The 18,940-nt window shown below is 40.9% G+C and carries 18 protein-coding genes and 1 tRNA gene; all 19 read left to right on the forward strand.

What is annotated here, in order from left to right:
- The first annotated feature begins 136 nt into the window (after positions 1-136).
- The 19 genes from ACY10D_RS02995 to nuoN all read left to right on the forward strand — a co-directional run bounded on the left by ACY10D_RS02995 (position 137) and on the right by nuoN (position 18,823).
- Positions 137-1,030, forward strand: a complete 894-nt coding sequence (locus ACY10D_RS02995) for a LysR family transcriptional regulator (protein WP_486999300.1) — start codon at positions 137-139, stop codon at positions 1,028-1,030.
- A 282-nt stretch (positions 1,031-1,312) separates the two neighbouring features.
- On the forward strand, positions 1,313-2,641 hold the full coding sequence (gene glmM / locus ACY10D_RS03000; protein ID WP_486999301.1) for a phosphoglucosamine mutase: 1,329 nt from the start codon (positions 1,313-1,315) through the stop codon (positions 2,639-2,641).
- Positions 2,642-2,654: 13 nt separating this feature from the next.
- A complete protein-coding gene (tpiA, locus tag ACY10D_RS03005; RefSeq protein WP_486999302.1) occupies positions 2,655-3,428 on the forward strand; it encodes a triose-phosphate isomerase in 774 nt (257 codons plus the stop codon).
- A gap of 13 nt (positions 3,429-3,441) precedes the next feature.
- Positions 3,442-3,948 (forward strand): preprotein translocase subunit SecG, encoded by a 507-nt coding sequence (secG, locus tag ACY10D_RS03010; RefSeq protein WP_486999303.1) that lies wholly within the window; start codon positions 3,442-3,444, stop codon positions 3,946-3,948.
- A gap of 91 nt (positions 3,949-4,039) precedes the next feature.
- A tRNA-Leu gene (locus ACY10D_RS03015) sits at positions 4,040-4,125 on the forward strand.
- A 20-nt stretch (positions 4,126-4,145) separates the two neighbouring features.
- The gene (gene ndhC, locus ACY10D_RS03020; protein ID WP_203249900.1) at positions 4,146-4,541 is read left to right on the forward strand and encodes an NADH-quinone oxidoreductase subunit A; all 396 of its coding nucleotides are present in this window, start codon (positions 4,146-4,148) and stop codon (positions 4,539-4,541) included.
- Entirely contained in the window at positions 4,532-5,017 is a 486-nt protein-coding gene (locus ACY10D_RS03025; protein ID WP_117002266.1) for a NuoB/complex I 20 kDa subunit family protein, read from the forward strand. The genes ndhC and ACY10D_RS03025 overlap by 10 nt, the downstream gene beginning before the upstream one ends.
- A gap of 2 nt (positions 5,018-5,019) precedes the next feature.
- The gene (locus tag ACY10D_RS03030; protein ID WP_486999304.1) at positions 5,020-5,688 is read left to right on the forward strand and encodes an NADH-quinone oxidoreductase subunit C; all 669 of its coding nucleotides are present in this window, start codon (positions 5,020-5,022) and stop codon (positions 5,686-5,688) included.
- Between the two features lie 11 nt (positions 5,689-5,699).
- Positions 5,700-6,953 (forward strand): NADH-quinone oxidoreductase subunit D, encoded by a 1,254-nt coding sequence (locus tag ACY10D_RS03035; protein ID WP_486999305.1) that lies wholly within the window; start codon positions 5,700-5,702, stop codon positions 6,951-6,953.
- A gap of 13 nt (positions 6,954-6,966) precedes the next feature.
- Positions 6,967-7,470, forward strand: coding sequence for an NADH-quinone oxidoreductase subunit NuoE family protein (locus ACY10D_RS03040; protein WP_486999306.1), 504 nt, complete (start codon positions 6,967-6,969; stop codon positions 7,468-7,470).
- A 3-nt stretch (positions 7,471-7,473) separates the two neighbouring features.
- The gene (gene nuoF, locus ACY10D_RS03045) at positions 7,474-8,745 is read left to right on the forward strand and encodes an NADH-quinone oxidoreductase subunit NuoF (protein WP_486999307.1); all 1,272 of its coding nucleotides are present in this window, start codon (positions 7,474-7,476) and stop codon (positions 8,743-8,745) included.
- Positions 8,746-8,818: 73 nt separating this feature from the next.
- Complete coding sequence (gene nuoG, locus ACY10D_RS03050) at positions 8,819-11,221, forward strand: NADH-quinone oxidoreductase subunit NuoG (RefSeq protein WP_486999308.1); 2,403 nt, start codon at positions 8,819-8,821, stop codon at positions 11,219-11,221.
- Positions 11,218-12,231, forward strand: coding sequence for an NADH-quinone oxidoreductase subunit NuoH (gene nuoH, locus ACY10D_RS03055; protein WP_486999309.1), 1,014 nt, complete (start codon positions 11,218-11,220; stop codon positions 12,229-12,231). Before nuoG ends, nuoH begins: the two co-directional genes overlap by 4 nt.
- 11 nt (positions 12,232-12,242) lie before the next feature.
- Positions 12,243-12,734 (forward strand): NADH-quinone oxidoreductase subunit NuoI, encoded by a 492-nt coding sequence (gene nuoI, locus ACY10D_RS03060; protein WP_283156202.1) that lies wholly within the window; start codon positions 12,243-12,245, stop codon positions 12,732-12,734.
- Between the two features lie 6 nt (positions 12,735-12,740).
- The gene (locus ACY10D_RS03065) at positions 12,741-13,409 is read left to right on the forward strand and encodes an NADH-quinone oxidoreductase subunit J (protein ID WP_486999310.1); all 669 of its coding nucleotides are present in this window, start codon (positions 12,741-12,743) and stop codon (positions 13,407-13,409) included.
- Positions 13,402-13,719: an NADH-quinone oxidoreductase subunit NuoK gene (gene nuoK, locus ACY10D_RS03070; protein ID WP_117002257.1), complete on the forward strand. Its 318-nt coding sequence runs from the start codon at positions 13,402-13,404 to the stop codon at positions 13,717-13,719. The genes ACY10D_RS03065 and nuoK overlap by 8 nt, the downstream gene beginning before the upstream one ends.
- 4 nt (positions 13,720-13,723) lie before the next feature.
- Entirely contained in the window at positions 13,724-15,733 is a 2,010-nt protein-coding gene (gene nuoL, locus ACY10D_RS03075; protein ID WP_486999311.1) for an NADH-quinone oxidoreductase subunit L, read from the forward strand.
- Between the two features lie 27 nt (positions 15,734-15,760).
- On the forward strand, positions 15,761-17,374 hold the full coding sequence (locus ACY10D_RS03080) for a complex I subunit 4 family protein (RefSeq protein ID WP_486999312.1): 1,614 nt from the start codon (positions 15,761-15,763) through the stop codon (positions 17,372-17,374).
- Positions 17,375-17,380: 6 nt separating this feature from the next.
- Positions 17,381-18,823, forward strand: a complete 1,443-nt coding sequence (nuoN, locus tag ACY10D_RS03085; protein ID WP_486999313.1) for an NADH-quinone oxidoreductase subunit NuoN — start codon at positions 17,381-17,383, stop codon at positions 18,821-18,823.
- Positions 18,824-18,940 lie beyond the last annotated feature (117 nt).

An 18,940-nucleotide genomic window follows, 5' to 3' on the forward strand; every position in this document is an offset into this window, starting at 1 on the left:
AAGTAGCTATGTGATGAATCAAGCATAAGTTGCATCCGCTAGACGGTTGAAGGGGTGCTCAAGCTTGCGAGGCGGAGTGTTGAATAAAAAATTATATAGACTTAGTTAGATAAATAAATGAACTACAGGTAATGATATGTTTCAAGGCGATTTTTCATTAGTACAATTAGCGTCATTTTTGGCAGTTGCTAAGCATATGAGTTTTACTAAGGCGGCTGATGCTTTGGGGATTACGAAATCTGCAATTAGCCAGAATATTAAACAATTAGAGTCATTAGCAAAGGCCGATTTGCTGATACGCACAACACGCAAGGTTGAGCTCACACGAGAAGGTCATAAGCTATTGATGCAATGTCAGCGCTTAGAAAGTGAATGGTTTGGCATTGGGCAGTTGATTAATAGCTTTGATGAGCACCCAGAAGGCGTGCTGTGCATTAGTAGTAATTACTATTTCGTTGAGGAAAGTTTGGCTCCCATTATTAAACGTTATTTACAGTTATATCCAAGTATGGAAGTTAAACTGACTGTTGAGGAGCGTATGCCTGAGTTATATCAGGAAAACATCGATATTGTATTTGGGGTTAACTGGACGCCACCGGATGATGTGGTTGCTTATCGCTTAAGTAGTACTGATTATGTTTTGTGCGCTTCACCTGAGTACTTACAGCATAAGAGAGTACCAAAAAACATCACGCAATTGGGAGCACATGATGTTATAGCGCACAGTGGGCGTGATGCGATCATATTGGGTGATCCACAATTAAACGCACAGTGCCAGTCGCGCTTAAGTGTTAATAGCATTAGTTGTATGAAACGCTTTGCCATAGATGGGTTAGGTATTATCCAAGCGCATCGTTATATGCTCGCCGATGAGCTAAAAAGTGGTGCTTTAGTTGAGATCAAAATGCCAGATTTTACGTCACCTCAGGTCAATATCAATATGTACTATCAAAAGCAGCAGTATGTTCAGCCAAAGATTAAAACCTTTGTTGAACTGGTTAAAGAAATGATTTTAGTTAAAATTAAGTGATATACCGGTCACTATAATACCCCCAGGGTCACCTCATTAAAATTTATCCCTTAAAATTTCGTCTAGAAACACGGGGTTCCAACCTGCCATTTTTCTCATTACTTTAAGGCTTTTCCTTTTGTGTTCAGGCTTTTTTGCTTTAAGACTTTTAACAGATTCTGTTTTTAAAAGTACTATCACAGCGAAAATACGACTTTCGCCAAGAAAATCACTTAACGATTTGTTTTAAGTAGCGCATAATGTAGAGCGTTTTTAATCGAAAAAGCAAAAAGCACTAAATATATGGCAAGGAAATATTTTGGCACCGATGGTGTGCGCGGGAAAGTAGGTGTTAATCCGATCACACCTGAGTTTGCAATGAAGATGGGTAACGCGGTAGGGCAGGCACTTCGTGAAAAAGGTTTGCCCCTTGTTGTCGTGATTGGTCAGGACACTAGACGCTCCTCAGATATGTTAAAGGCAGGATTTATTGCAGGCATTACTGCGGTTGGTGTCAATGTGATTAATTTAGGCATGGTGCCGACACCCGTTGTCGCCTTTATGGTGCCAATTTTTAAAGCTGGAGCTGGAGTGGTTTTAAGTGCGTCACACAACCCGTTTTATGATAATGGAATTAAATTGTTTTCGCCTGAAGGACATAAGCTTCCGGATGATGTTGAATATCAGATTGAGCGCTATATTGATGAAGAATTTTACTATCAACCAGAAGGTGAGTTTGGTGAGATCTATAGCCAGATCAATGAAGTTGAGCCTTATATTAAGCATTGTTTGGCATCATTTGCAGATCAGATTGATTTGAGTGACAAAAAAATCATTGTTGATTGTGCTAATGGCGCGCTGTTTCGTGTTGCCAAAGAAGTTTTTTCGCGCTTGAATTTGAACACTGTTAACATTGCATCAAGTCCGGATGGTTTAAATATTAATGAAAATTGTGGTGCGGTACATCTTGATGCATTAAAAACTGCTGTTATCAATCAAAACGCTGATTTAGGTATTGCCTTTGATGGTGATGGTGATCGGATTATGCTTGTTGATGAAACAGGATGCGTGGTTGATGGCGATGATATTTTATTGGCTTTAGCAAAATACAATGAAAACATCCCCGGTGTGGTTGGCACGGTGATGACTAATCTTGCCATTGAGCAGGAATTTTTAAAGCTTCATTTGCCATTTAAGCGTGCTAAAGTTGGTGATCGCTATGTGATGGAGTTGTTGCTTGAAAATAATTGGACGCTTGGTGGTGAGTCTTCGGGGCACATTATTGATCTTCGTTATAACTCAACCGGTGATGGATTGACAGCGGCATTGCAAATTTTGGCATTATTAACAAAAGTCAACAAGCCTTTGTCAACACTAATTAGTAGTCAAAAAATGCCGCAGTTGATGGTCAATGTGCCGTTAACCAAGAAGCTTGATGCGAATGATATGAGTCTATTGATCGAAGATGTCAGCTTTGTTGAGAAAACCTTAGGAAGCGATGGTCGTGTGGTCTTGCGCCCTTCGGGTACTGAGCCAGTATTGCGTGTAATGGTTGAGGCAAAAACAGTTGATCTTACTAAGAAGTGGGTGGATTATCTGGTTGAAAAGGTTAAAGAAAAGTTAAATGCTTAATAATGGAGTAACAATGAGAAAACAAATTATTATTGGCAACTGGAAGATGAATGGCTCGCTATTATCGATTAAGAGTTTGTGTGAGTCGCTAAATAAATTATCAACAGAATCGCTATCTGCTGATATGGCGGTGTGTGTGCCTAGTGTTTATTTGTCGTATGTTAGCGACAATATCAAAGGAATCGCTCTTGGTGTGCAAAATGTTAGCCAATATGACAACGGTGCTTACACGGGCGAGATTAGTGTCAATATGCTTAAGGATTTTAACTGTCAATACGCTATTGTTGGGCATTCTGAGCGTCGTGCGCTATTTGGCGAAAGTAATATCGATGTTGCATTGAAGGCTAAAAAAGCAACTGAAGCAGGGCTTTGTGCGATTGTTTGCGTTGGTGAGACATTAGAAGAAAGAACCACAGGTCAGCTTGAGGAAGTGTTAAAGGCTCAGTTGAGTGAGGTATTAAATGAGCTGACTCTAAATCAATTGAGAAATGTTATCATTGCTTATGAGCCGGTATGGGCGATTGGCACAGGGCTTGCAGCAACGGCATCACAAGTTCAAGAAGTCCATGCCTACTTGCGTTCGATCGTCACAAACTTCCATGTTGAGCTTGCTAAAAATATCAAAATTATATATGGTGGCAGCCTTAAACCGTCGAATGCTGATGAGATATTGAAGTTGGCAGATGTCGATGGTGGTTTGATAGGGGGTGCTTCTCTTTGTGGGAAGGACTTTGGTGAAATTGTTAAACATGCAAAAGCGTTTAAAAATGCCAAGCATGTAAAATAGGCAAAGCGAATAAATGTTAGCGTTAGTTATCACTGTACATATTATTGTTGCGATATTGATTGTTGGATTGATATTGTTGCAACAGGGCAAAGGAGCAAGCATGGGTGCCTCATTTGGGTCAGGCGCATCACAAACCGTATTTGGCAGTCGAGGAGCGGCGCCATTTATGTTTAAGTTCACAGCTTTTTTAGTCGCTGTTTTTTTTGTCACAAGCGTGAGTTTAAGCTATATTGGCAAGCAAAATGCAAACAGGGGTGCTGAAGCTCAAGCATCAAACGGTGTGTCGCAAGCTGATTACCAAAAGCAGCAAGCAGCTCAGCAGGCTTTGATTGATCAGGCTAAAGCAACTGATGCAAAAGAAAACAAAGGTACAGCAACACTTCCAGTAAGCAATCTTCTAAAAACACCGACAGCGGCAACATCAAATGCTGAAAAGGCTGATGACAAGTCAAAGCAGGCAGTTGATGTGAAGAATGCAACAACTAAAGAAAAAGAAGCGGTACCCGCATCAACTAAATAGCTAGAGTAGAGTTTTTGATTGGTAAAGCAATGGTGCTTGTGAGCCCGTAGCGATTTGTCAAAAGCTGTTTTAGTAAAGTAAAGTTTATTTTGCCAAAGTGGTGGAATTGGTAGACACGCCATCTTGAGGGGGTGGTGAGCGCAGCTCGTGCGGGTTCGAGTCCCGCCTTTGGCACCAAAAACGAGGATATAGGCATGTTGCAGTATAGTGTATATCATGAGTTTTTGCCGATTTTGATTTTTCTCATTGTGGCGATTGCTATCGCATCAGCAATGGCAATTGGCGGCAAAATGCTATCAATTATTGTTGGGGTGAATAATCCTAACCCTGAAAAAAACGCACCATTTGAGTGCGGATTTGCTGAATTTGAAGATGCGCGCATCAAGTTCGATGTGCGTTTTTATTTGGTTGCTATTCTATTTTTGGTTTTTGATCTTGAAGTCGCTTTTATGATTCCTTGGGGTGTGCTGGTGCGTGATAGCGGTGCTGGTGGTATTTCGTGGGCAGCTTTCATTGCGATGATGATATTCTTGTTCATCTTACTAATTGGATTTATCTATGAGTGGAAGAAAGGAGCGCTAGAATGGGAGTAGAAGAAGGCATTAACAATAATAAAGGCTTTATCACTGCCAGCGCTGATTCTTTAGTAAATTGGGTGCGTACAGGGTCTTTATGGCCTGTAACCTTTGGCCTTGCCTGTTGTGCGGTTGAAATGATGCATGCAGGTGCTGCGCGCTATGACCTTGATCGTTTTGGTATTGTATTTCGTCCAAGTCCACGTCAATCAGATGTATTGATTGTTGCCGGTACTTTGTGTAATAAGATGGCGCCAGCTTTGCGTAAAGTCTATGATCAGATGCCTGATCCAAAATGGGTCATTTCCATGGGGTCATGTGCCAATGGCGGCGGTTATTATCATTATTCCTACTCGGTGGTTAGAGGCTGCGATCGCATTATGCCCGTGGACATTTATGTGCCGGGTTGCCCACCAACGGCTGAAGCGCTTATCTATGGCATTATTCAGCTGCAAAATAAAATCAAACGTACTAATACAATTGCGAGGAAATGACGATGTCGTTAACGCAAGAATTTATCGATGATTTAAAAAATGACTTTGACAGTCAATTTATCTCAACAACTTTTCAACACGATGAACTTACCGTTGAAATTGCCAAAGGCAATCTCATCAAAGTGATGACACGCTTAAAAAAAGTATTTAAATTTGAGCAACTTATTGATGTGATGGGCGTTGATTACTTAAGCTTTGGTGAAGATGAATGGAAAACGCAAAGTGCCACGAGTAGTGGTTTCTCGCGCGGTGTAGTCAAAGGCGAGTTGTTACATAAAGAGCCTAATAAAGGCAAGAAGCGCTTTGCAGTGGTTTATCACTTAATGAGCTTGGCGCTTAATATTCGTTTGCGTGTTAAGGTTTACTTAGATGAATTTGATCTAATGTTACCAAGTGTTGTCGATATTTGGCCTGCGGCAAACTGGAGTGAGCGTGAAGCTTTTGACATGTTTGGCTTTGTTTTTACAGGGCATCCTGATTTGCGTCGAATACTGACAGACTACGGCTTTGTAGGGCATCCATTTAGAAAAGATTTCCCACAAAGTGGTTATGTTGAGATGCGTTACGATGAAACGCAAAAACGTGTGGTTTACGAACCAGTAGAAATTGATCCGCGTGTTAATGCGCCTAAGGTTATTCGTCAAGATAACCGTTACTTAGATGAACAGTAATTGAGAATGCTATGGCAGAATTTAAAAACTATACAATGAACTTTGGTCCGGTGCATCCGGCGGCTCATGGCGTATTGCGCTTGGTGTTAGAGCTTGATGGTGAGGTCGTTGTTCGTGCTGATCCGCATGTTGGGCTTTTGCATCGCGGTACCGAGAAATTGGCTGAGTCAAAACCATTTAATCAAAGCATTGGTTATATGGATCGCTTAGATTATGTATCAATGATGTGTAATGAGCATGCTTATGTGTTGGCGATTGAAAAACTGCTTGAGATCGAAGTGCCAAAACGTGCGCAATACATCCGTGTGATGTTTGCTGAAATTACGCGTATTTTGAATCACTTATTGTGGACGGCGGCGAATAGTTTGGATTTAGGTGCGATGACGATGTTTCTTTATGCATTTCGTGAGCGTGAAGATCTGTTTGACTGCTATGAAGCGGTTTCAGGGGCAAGAATGCATGCAACTTACTTCCGACCAGGAGGTGTTGCGCGTGATCTACCATTGACAATGCCAAAATATGAAAAATCTCGTTTTACGTCAAAGCGTAAATTAAAAGCAATTAATAAAAATCGCCAAGGCTCATTGCTTGATTTTATTTGGGATTTTACTGAGCGTTTTCCAAAGTGTGTTGATGAATATGAAAACCTATTAACCAATAACCGTATCTGGAAGCAGCGTACGGTAGGTATTGGTGTGGTAACGGCTGAGCGTGCTAAGGCATTAGGCTTTGGTGGTCCAATGTTAAGAGGCTCAGGTGTGGCGTGGGATCTTCGCAAAAAACAACCATACGATGTCTATAGCGAACTTGAGTTTGATATTCCTGTTGGTAGTCATGGTGATTGTTATGATCGCTATTTGGTACGTATGGCAGAAATGCGTGAATCCAATAAAATCATCCGCCAATGTGTAGAATGGTTGCGTGACAACGAAGGTCCTATTATGGCACCAAATCACAAAGTGACTCCGCCTAAGCGCGATGAGATGAAAAACAGTATGGAAGCCTTGATTCACCATTTTAAATTATTCTCTGAGGGCTATTGTGTGCCTGAAGGTGAAGTGTATGTGGGAACAGAGCATCCAAAAGGTGAATTTGGAATTTACTTGGTATCAGATGGTGCCAATAAACCGTATCGTCTAAAGATTAGAGCGCCAGGCTTTACCCATTTAAGTGCGATGAATGAAATGTTAAGCGGGCATATGTTATCCGATGCTCCGGCAATTATTGCGACACAAGATATTGTGTTTGGCGATGTAGATAGATAGGTAAGGTTTGTCTATGTTAGAGAATAAGTTAGATAAAAAAGAAATATTTTCACCTCAAGTCACTGAGTTGCTAGAGAACTGGGAAAAGCGTTATCCCACTAATCAAAAGCGCTCTGTCATCATCCCTGGCTTGCATGTTTTGCAAGACTATAACAACGGCTATTTAACCGAAGAATTAATGGATAAACTAGCACTTTATTTGGATGTGCCGGCAGCTTCAGTTTATGAAGTGGCGACTTTCTATAGCATGTATGATCTTAAAAAAGTAGGCAGACATAAGCTAAATGTATGTACTAATCTTTCATGTATGTTAAATGGTGCCAAGAAAATCATGACGCACATTGAAAATAAGCTTGATATTAAAGCAGGGCAAACAACAGCGGATGGTAGAATTACGCTGAAGTCTGTTGAGTGTCAGGGTGCATGCTGTGGTGCGCCAATGTTGGAAGTGGATAAGGTTTTTTATGAAAACTTAACCACTGCAAAAGTCGATCAAATTATTGATTCTTTGGAGTAGCAGATGGCGAATGAAGTATGTTTTAGAACCCTGCACCTTGAACGACCGTGGTCATTGAAGTCTTACGAATCAATCGGTGGCTACTCTTATTGGAAAAGAATTCTCGATGAGAAGATTCCACCTGAAGTGATTATTGAGGAGCTTAAAAAGTCAGGTTTACGTGGTCGTGGTGGTGCTGGTTTCCCAACGGGACTTAAGTGGAGCTTTATGCCGCGCAACTTGCCAGGACAGAAGTATGTTGTATGCAATTCTGATGAAGGTGAACCAGGGACTTGCAAAGATCGCGAGATTTTACGTAATAATCCGCATCAATTAATCGAGGGCATGGCAATTGCCGGTTATGTTACCGGTGCAACAGTAGGTTATAACTATGTCCGTGGCGAGTTTTATGAGCCGATTGCACGCTTTGAAGCGGCCTTAAATGAGGCGCGTGCAATGGGTTTGATCGGATTTAACCTGCGCAGTTCAGGTGTTGATTTTAATTTATATTGTTCAATTGGGGCGGGTGCCTATATCTGTGGTGAAGAAACTGCATTATTAAATTCGCTTGAAGGGCGTAAAGGTCAGCCACGATTTAAGCCACCATTTCCAGCCAATAAAGGCTTATATGGTTGTCCAACCAATATTAATAATACTGAGACGTATGCTTCAGTGCCGCCAATACTAGAGCATGGCGGTGAATGGTTTCAGAAAATGGGTACAGAGAAAAGTGGTGGTACTAAGCTCTTCTGTGTTTCAGGGCATGTTAACATGCCAGGTGTTTTTGAAATTGGCCTTGGAACGCCATTTAAAGATCTGTTGGCAATGGCAGGCGGCGTGCGTGATAATAAAAAAATCAAAGCGGTGATTCCAGGTGGCAGTTCATGTAAGATCCTAACTGGTGAGGAAATGCTATCTTTAACCATGGATTATGAAGCCATTGGTCAAGCAGGTTCAATGTTAGGCTCAGGTGCTGTTGTCGTGCTTGATGAAGATACATGTATGGTCGAGTTACTAGCGCGCTTAGCAGAGTTTTATTATGAAGAGTCTTGTGGGCAGTGCACACCGTGTCGCGAAGGTACTGGCTGGTTGGCAAGAACCTTGGAGCGTATTTTGCATGGTGAAGGTAAGCCGGAGGATATTGATAATTTAGCGCGTGTCGCCTCAAATATTGAAGGCAATACCATTTGTGGTTTAGGTGATGCTGCGGCGTGGCCAGTACAAAGCTATATTAAGAAATTCAGACATGAATTTGAATATATGATTGAACATAAGCGCAGTATTGTCAGTGCTTAATAAAATAGTGAAACCCTATTGCTGATTTAAGCGTAGGGTTAAAAATAAACGTAATTGATGAAGGGTGACTCCCGTGTCAGAAAAAGAAGCAACAAAACAACTTAATATCGAGATCAATGGTCAGCCATATGCGGCGAAGCCTGGTGAGATGATTATTCAGATCGCTGATAGGCATGGTATTTATATTCCGCGCTTTTGTTATCACAAGAAACTCTCGATAGCAGCCAACTGCAGAATGTGTCTTGTCGAAGTTGAAGGGGCAAGAAAGCCATCTCCAGCGTGCGCGACACCGATTATGGACGGCATGAAAGTTTTTACAAAATCGCCAACGACACTTTCTTATCAAAAGAAGGTCATGGAGTTTTTACTTATTAACCATCCGCTTGATTGTCCTATTTGTGACCAAGGTGGTGAGTGTGAACTTCAAGATGTCGCGATGGGTTATGGCAGTGATGTTTCTAAATATAATGAAACTAAGCGCGTATTTGATGACCCAACCTTAGGGCCATTAGTAGCAACTGATATGACGCGCTGTATTCAATGTACGCGTTGTGTGCGTTTTGGTGAAGAAATCAGCGGTGATAAAGAGCTTGGTGCGATGGGCAGAGGAGATCACACGCAAATCGGTACTTATGTTGCTAAAACCGTCAATTCGGAATTATCAGGTAATATTATTGATTTATGCCCAGTGGGTGCTTTGACATCTAAACCATTTAGATTCCATGCGCGTGCTTGGGAGCTTCAACAATATGCAACGATTTCAGGCGCTGATTGCGTTGGTGCGAATATCTATGCGCATACGCGTCGCAATCAACTAATGCGTGTTGTGCCAAAAGAAAACGAAAGTATTAATGAAACGTGGATTGCCGATAAAGATCGTTTTGCTTATACCGGTGTTTATGCCGAAGATCGTGTTACACAACCGATGATCAAAAAAGCAGGTGCTTGGGTTGATGTGTCGTGGGAAGAAGCATTAGATTTTATCAAAGTGGCCATCGAGCAAACCAAGGCGCAAGACGGTGTTAATGCGATATCGAGTCTTGCTTCAGATTCTGCGACAACAGAGAGTTTATACCTTATCCAAAAACTGATGCGTCAAGTTGGATCAAACAATATTGATACGCGCTTAATGCAAGGTGTGCATGCCTTAACACTGCACACAGGTGTCGGATTTGATTGCGAATTAGCTGAAATTGAACATGCTGATGTTGCATTACTGGTTGGCAGCTATTTACGAAAAGAAGTCCCATTGATTAATCACCGCGTGCACAAGGCAGTGAAAAATGGTGCGAAGGTTTTGGCACTCAATAGCCAAGAATATGACTTCAATTATGCCGTTCAGACGACACAAGTTGAAGCCAATGAGATGGTTTATGCGCTAGCGAATTTAGTTAAAGCCGTAGCACAAAAAATCTCGCAACCAATAGCAACAGAGGTCGTTAAAAAGGCTGTTGAATCATTAGAGATTTTGCCTGAAATCGAAAGTTTGGCAACGGAGCTTGTTGCAGCTGAGAAACCAGTGATGATTTTAGGTTTTGATGCCATCTTAAATAAAGATTTTGCTGAAATTTATGCATTGTTTACTGAGCTTAAATCATTATTGAACGCCAAAGGTGGTGTGCTTAGTTTTGGCGCTAATGCCAAAGGTGCGTTACTTGCAGGAGTAGCAAGTGAATATCTGCCAGGTGCTAATGAAAACTTACAACAAGGCATGAACGCACAAGCGATATTAAGTAATAAAACCAAATTATTATTAAACTTTGCGGTTGAACCTGAGTTTGATTCAGTGTTAGGTCAAGAATCCTTACAAAAGCTGCAAGAGATTGATATTGTGGCAGCATTTACAAGCTATGCAACGGCTGAAATGTTTAAATATGCGGATATCATACTGCCGATTACTACACATTTTGAAGAAGATGGTTCATTTGTAAATATCGCTGGACAAACACAGCACTTTAAAGCCGTCATCCAACCATATGAAGATAGTAAACCTTTGTGGAAAGTATTGCGTGTATTAGCGAACCTATTAAATTTGGAAGGCTTTGATTACCAAACAGTTGATGAGGTTTATCAGGAGTTTGCGACACATGAGCAGGCAGAATTAAAAATTGATGTTGATGGATTGTTTAAGAATGGCTTAACAGCACTGACTGAAGGCTATCATGTCACGCCATCTGTATCGATGTATAGTACAAATGCATTATTAAGACGTGCTAAACCATTGCAAGCAACAAAAGATGCTCATTATGCGCAAAGCTTGCGTGTATCAGCTAAGTATGTCGTAGCACATGAGATAAACACATCAGGTCGTGTGATTGTTAAACTTGATGGCAAAGCATACGAAGTGGATCTCATCATTGATGGAACATTAGCCAAAGACACGATAATCGTGCCGTTTCAGCTTATGCCGACTTGTGGCAAAGCTTGGGGCAATGTTACAATCACGCCAATTAAACAGACGGTGGTAAACGCATGATTTTAGATATTATCTGGATTGTTCTAAAAGTCTTATTAATCGTTATCCCTTTGATTCTGGTTGTAGCTTATTACACTTATGCAGAGCGTAAAGTCATTGGTTACATGCAAGATCGTATTGGTCCAAATCGTGTGGGTTCTTTTGGTTTATTACAACCCATCGTTGATGCGGTTAAGTTGCTGCTTAAAGAAATCATTATTCCAGCGAAATCAAACCGCTATTTATTCTTTATCGCACCGATGCTTGCTTTCGCACCTGCTTATACGGCATGGGCAGTTGTGCCATTTGGTCAAGGCATCGTGTTGGCGGATATCAATGCCGGTGTGTTGTATATTCTGGCGATGACTTCAATTGCAGTATATGGTGTGATTATCGCTGGTTGGGCATCTAACTCGAAATATGCAATGTTTGGTGCGTTGCGTGCAGCAGCTCAGGTTGTATCCTATGAGTTAGCAATGGGTTTTGCCATCATCGGTGTGTTGATCGCTGCGGGTTCACTTAATCTAAGCACGATTGTCGAAACACAACAAGGTGGTATTTGGCACTGGTACTTTATCCCGCTATTTCCTTTGTTTGTTATTTACTTTATCTCAGGTGTTGCTGAGACGGGACGTGCCCCATTTGATGTGATCGAAGGTGAATCTGAGATTATTGCTGGACATCATGTTGAGTATTCCGGCGCGCGCTTTGCGTTATTCTTCTTAGCAGAATATGCTAATATGATTTTGATCAGCTTGTTAACTGCGGTTTTCTTTTTAGGTGGTTGGATTTCGCCATTTGAAAATATCCCTGTGCTTGATCAGTTCTTTAGCTTTGTGCCTGGCATGATCTGGCTATTCTTAAAAACTGGTATTTTCATGTTTATGTATTTATGGATTCGTGCAACTTTCCCAAGATATCGCTATGACCAATTAATGCGATTGGGCTGGAAGATTTTTATTCCAGTGACTTTAGTATGGGTTATTGTGGTTGCATTTATGGTTAAACTTGGCTTAGGTCCTTGGTGGTAGGAGATTTATTGATGTTTAAAGCAATTAAACGCTATTGTCAGACCTTTTTGCTATGGGAATTGTTAAAAGGTCTTAAGATTACGGGTAAGCACTTTTTCACGCGAAAAGTAACCGTGCAATATCCGGATGAAAGAACGCCGCAATCAGGTCGTTTTCGTGGACTGCATGCACTGCGTCGTTATGAAAATGGTGAAGAGCGTTGTATCGCGTGTAAATTATGTGAAGCCGTTTGTCCAGCCTTGGCGATTACCATTGAAGCAGAGCCACGTGAAGACGGTTCAAGACGTACGACAAAATATGAAATTGATTTATTCAAATGTATCTTTTGTGGGTTTTGTGAAGAGTCATGTCCCGTGGACTCTATTGTTGAAACACGTGTATTTGAATACCACTTTGAAAAACGTGGTGAAAATATCATGACCAAAGCAAAGCTTTTGGCGGTTGGTGATAAGTATGAAGATGAAATCGCGAAAGATCGTGAAGCAGACAGAGCATTTAGGTAGGGATCGATGAGTGTAAATATTATCTTTTATGTATTTGCCGCACTAACGGTGATAGGCGCGCTATTGGTGATCAGTGCAAAAAACCCAGTGCGTGCAGTTATTGCGAAAGTCTTTACTTTCTTTGCAGCAGCTGGTGTTTGGCTTACCATGCAGCAGGAATATCTGGCGTTACTTTTGATCGTTGTTTATGTCGGCGCGGTTTTGGTGATGTTCTTGTTTGTGGTGATGATGCTAGATATCGATATTGTCATCAAACAGAAGAAGTTAGTATTCTACTGGCCAATTGTAATCTTATTATGTGCATGCTTAGCTGTGCTTATTTCAATTGTAGTCAGCCATACCTTTGCTGATAGAACAATGACCGGTGGTTTAGGTACCGTTGAAAATCTAGGGCGTGAGATGTTCTCTAATAAGTATCTCTATGCGTTTGAGCTTGCTGGAATGGTTTTATTAGCAGCGATGGTATCTGCCATTACCTTGACTTTCCGTGGTAAAAAACCAGGCAACAAATCGATTAATCCAAGCCTGCAGATTCAAACACAAGCGAAAGATCGTTTGTCAATGGTTAAGATGAAAGCAGAAAAAAGCGCTTCTGAAATAGCAAAAACAGAAAAAGCAGCAAATAAAGAAAAATCACAAGATGATTCTGATCAGGGAGAACCTAAGAATGACTAGTATTCCGGTACCCATTACGCATTATTTGATTTTTAGTGCGATTATATTTTCATTAAGCATTGCCGGTATTATTATGAACCGTCGCAATCTATTGATTCTATTGATGTCAATTGAGTTAATGCTCTTAGCAGTTAATACGAACTTTATTGCTTTCTCAAGTATGCTTAAGCAAAACACAGGTGATGTGTTTGTCTTCTTTATTTTGACGGTTGCCGCGGCTGAAGCAGCAATTGGTTTGGCGATTGTGGTTGTGTTATTTAGAACGCGCAAAACAATCGATGTTGGTCAATTAAATACATTAAAGGGCTAAGACGATGGGAATTGATTTTATTATTGCCATTATTATCTTGGCGCCAGCATTAGGTGCAATCGTTGCCGGATTTTTTTCAAAAAGGGTGCAATTAACCGGTGTTAACTGCATTACGATTGGCTTGGTGCTTTTATCATTTATTTTGAGTATTGTTCTGGCATTAGGCGTTTATTTGCATAATGACGTTTATACCGTAACCTACTTTAACTGGGCATTGTTTCCATCTTTAGGTATGAAGGTTAGCTTCACTGTCGATAAGTTATCCGTCTTTATGATGTTGATTGTGACATTTGTATCCACCTTGGTGCATGTCTACTCAATTGGCTATATGAAAGGCGAAGCCGGTTACGCGCGCTTTTTTGCGTATATCTCAGGCTTCACCTTTGCCATGCTTTGTTTGGTCATGGGTAACAACTTTTTAATACTCTTCTTTGGTTGGGAAGGGGTAGGGTTATTCTCCTATCTCTTAATCGGTTATTACTTTGATAAAGACTCTGCCAATGAAGCAAGTTTACGCGCCTTTATTGTTAACCGTGTCGGTGACTTAGGGTTCTTGTTAGGAATTGCTGCAGTGATTTACTATTGTAATTCAATCGATTACAACACCGTATTCACTGCCGTGAGCAACCTTGATAACAACCAAATGATTTCGTTCTTAGGCATGCAATTTAGCCCGATCACGTTGATGTGTGTATTACTGTTTATCGGCGCGATGGGTAAATCAGCGCAATTCCCGTTACATACTTGGTTAGAAGGCTCAATGGAGGGCCCAACACCGATCTCAGCATTGATCCACGCGGCAACGATGGTGACTGCGGGTGTCTTTATGATTGCGCGCTTATCACCGATGTTTGTTCATTCGGCAACCGCATTAAGCTTTGTGATGATTATCGGTGCAATTACCTGTTTATTTATGGGATTGATTGCGATTGTGCAAATGGATATTAAGCGGGTTATCGCTTACTGTACCCTGTCACAATTGGGTTATATGATGGTTGCTCAAGGCGCCTCAGGTTTCTCCATTGGTATGTTTCATTTAATGACGCATGCGATGTTTAAAGCATTACTATTCTTAGCAGCCGGTTCAGTGATTGTCGCGTTACATCACGAGCAAGACATGCGCAAGATGGGTGGCTTAAGAAAATACATGCCAGTGACCTATATCTGTATGATTATTGGGGGTTGGGCATTAGCCGCAATTCCGCCATTTGCTGGTTTCTTCTCAAAAGACTTGATTATTGACGCGGCAGCAACCACAACTTTGCCAGGGCACGAGTTTGCTTATTATTTAGTATTGGCTTGTGCGTTTGTTACATCTTTCTACACCTTTAGAATGATCTTTATGACATTCCATGGTCCAACACGAATGGATGCGCATACTAAGGCGCATGTTAAAGAATCACCATTAACCATTTTGATACCGTTAATTTTGTTAGCGATTCCATCGGTATTTGCGGGGATGCTGTTCTTTGAACCAGCGTTAACACCAAATCTTGCTAATGCACATGGCTTCTTTGGCAATACGATTGCGCAATACTATGAACCTGCTTTAGGCAATATGACGGTTGTCGCAACTTTAGCGCAAGAAGCAGCAACTAATACGCCGTGGGATTTCGTGATGCATTCTGTGCATACACCAGCTTTTTGGTTGGCAATTTCTGCACTTGTTTTGGCATATATCTTCTATGTATTAGTACCAAGCATCCCTAAAGCTTTATCTAATGTGCGCTCAGGATTTGGTGTTTTGCATTATATTCTTGTCAAAAAATACTTTATCGATGGTTTGTATGATCTTGTATTTGTTAAAGGTGTTGTGCTGTTAAGTAAAGTGCTATGGGTTGTCATCGATATCTTTATGATTGATAAGGTGGCTGTTCAAGGCAGCGCGGATTTAATTTATTTTGCGGGCAAGAAGATGACGCGTGTACAACGTGGGTTTTTGTTTGACTACGCACTGGTGATGTTGATTGGTGTTTTAGCATTGATCGCATGGCTAATTTTTTGGGTAAACTAAGGCTTTGGTTAAAGGAAAGTTAATACTATGTTTATAACTCACTATTTATTAAGCTTGCTAATCTGGGTGCCGATTATCGGTGGCTTTATTGTATTAGCAGCGAAATCGCCAGATGGCAAAAAAGAAGCGGCACGCTGGACGGCGCTAGCGGTTGCCATATTAACGCTTTTATTGTGTGTTCCTTTATACCTTGAGTTTGATCCAACCAGTGCTAGCATGCAGTTTGTTGAGCGTGTGCGTTGGTTTAGTTTATTCAATAATAATGATGCCGTTTACTATTATCTTGGCGTTGACGGATTCTCCGTGCTATTTATTATCTTAACAAGCTTTACCAATGTGGTGATTGTGCTTGCTGCTTGGCGTAGCATCAAAGTGCGTTTAAGACAATATATGGCGATTTTCCTGATCACTACCGGCTTAACCAATGCGGTATTTATGGCGCAGGATACGATGCTGTTTTATGTGTTCTGGGAAGCATTGTTAATCCCAACCACATTAGGTATCGGTATTTGGGGTGGCAAGAGAAAAGCCTATGCCGCGATTAAATACTTCTTATACACCTTTGCCGGTTCTATTTTCTTATTAGTTGCGTTTTTATATATCCAGCAACAAGTAGCAAGCCTACCAAGTGCAAGCTTAGTTGATAGTGGTACGTTCTCCATTCAAAACTTTATTTTCTGGGCAACGCAAGCAAATGATATGGGGCAGTTAGTCAATATCACGCTAACGGCTCAATGGCTATTGTTTGGTGCATTCTTTTTGGCGTTTGCCGTTAAGATCCCGATGTGGCCATTTCATTCATGGTTGCCAGATGCGCATTCTGAAGCACCAGCTGGTGGTTCGGTTGTCCTTGCTGCATTGATGTTAAAGTTGGGTGCTTATGGTTTCTTACGTTTTGTTTTACCATTGATCCCGAGTATCACGGCAGTCCTTGATTGGCTTTTGATTGGTATTTCACTGATTGCCATTGTTTATGTTGGGATTGTTGCGATTGCGCAAACTGATTTCAAACGCCTTATCGCTTACTCATCGATTTCCCACATGGGCTTGGTGACGTTGGCAATGTTCTCAATCTTCTTATTAGTGAAGAACAATCCTGATCAAGTATTAGGTATGGCAGATGCGCAATTAGCGATTCAAGGTGCGGTGTTTCAAATGATCGCTCATGCCTTCTCATCGGGGGGAATGTTTATTGGTTGCGGCTATCTATATTTACGGATGCAAAGTCGAAATATTGCTGATTTCCAAGGCGTTGCCCGTTCAATGCCAATCTTTGCGACATTCTTTATGTTATTTTGTTTGGCAAATATTGGACTGCCTGGTACCAGTGGCTTTGTCGGTGAATTCTTGATTATCCTAGCGGTATTTAAATACTCACCATGGGTGGCTTTACTTGCCGGCTTAACGCTTGTTATTGCACCTGCCTATACACTGTGGATGTACAAACGCGTGTTCTTTGGTAAAGTGATCACCACTCAAGTGGCTAATTTAAAAGACATCAGCGGCCTTGAGATCTTTGTCTTTGTATTATTAGCGATTCCTACTATCTGGTTTGGTGTTTATCCAGAACCAATTCTACAACTTTCTTCAGCAGCTTCAACGCATATCATTCAAGCTGCACATGCGGTAACGATAGGGTAAAGAGAAATGATGTTAGCAAATATTATCACCATACTTCCTGAAATTACGTTAGGCATTGCCGCATTGGTTGTGATGCTGGCGGATTTATTCTTTGGCAAGAAAGTCAAAAATATTGCCTATATTCTGACACAAGTCTTTTTGATTATTGCGGCGTGGATTTTATTAAAATCACTTAATTCACATATTCATGTTGGTTTTGAAGGGCAGACCTTATCAACTGAGCTGACCTTTATCTTGCAAGAAGTTATCATACTTGTCGCATTTTTTGTTTTTATCTATTGCAAAGAATATATTGAAGATAGAAAGCTGCCACAGGGTGAGTTTTATGTCTTGTCAATATTGTCTATTCTAGGTGCGCTGGTACTAACATCAGCACATAGCTTATTAACCATTTATATCGGCTTAGAGCTGTTATCTTTGCCATTGTATGCATTGCTCGCCATTCGTCGTGGATTTGCCACAGGAGCAGAAGCAGCGATCAAATACTTTGTATTAGGTGCGATTGCTTCAGGTTTATTGTTATATGGCATGTCATTTATCTATGGTGTTACCGGTAGCTTGGATTTAACGGAAATCGGTAGATATCTCGCCAATCCAGAAATGGCACATTCACAAATAGTATTAATTGCCATGGTGTTGATGATTGCAACAGCAACTTTTAAGTTGGGTGCCGTACCTTTTCATATGTGGGTGCCGGATGTTTATGAGGGATCTCCTAATGCAGTGACGGCATTTTTAGCTTCAGTGCCCAAGGTTGCGGCTTTTGCGATGCTTGTTAATATCCTTATGATCGGTATGCCAGCGCAAGCTTTTGCATGGAGTAAAGTGCTGACTGTACTAGCCGTTTTATCTATCTTCTTTGGTAACTTACTCGCCTTAGCACAGAAAAATGTTAAACGTATGCTCGGTTATTCAACGATCTCACATATTGGTTTTGTATTATTAGCACTGATATTAAACCCCGCGGCTTTTGCTGTATCAACAGCGCTTTTCTATGTCATCATTTATGTATTGATGTCAGCAGCTGGCTTTGGTGTGTTGATCGTATTAAGTGTTCGTGGCAATGAAGTTGAGAACTTGGCAGATTTTGCGGGTCTTAATCGTCGTAATCCATGGATTGCCTTTATTATGTTGATCGTGATGTTCTCAATGGCAGGCATCCCACCATTATCAGGATTTACCGCTAAGTTATTTGTGATTATGGGCTTGATTGATACAGGACACTTAGGACTAGGTATCTATGCCTTAATTATGTCAGTTATCGCGTGTTACTATTATCTACGTGTGATCAAGTCGATGTACTTTGATTTACCGAAAAATCAAACACCAGTGTATGCTAATAAAGTGACCTTATTTGGCTTAAGCATCAATGCGGCACTTATTTTATTACTTGGTATTTTCCCTGCGTTGTTAGTGACGCTTATTTCACCGATTTATGGGTTGTTTTAAACTGGTTTGTAATTATGAATAATGACTCGTGGCGATTAATTTTAGTAAGGATGGTTAATATTTGATCGCCGTAAGATTTATTGTGGATAAATGTATTTTAATTTTCGAGTAAATGCG

Source organism: Cysteiniphilum sp. (assembly GCF_057495195.1).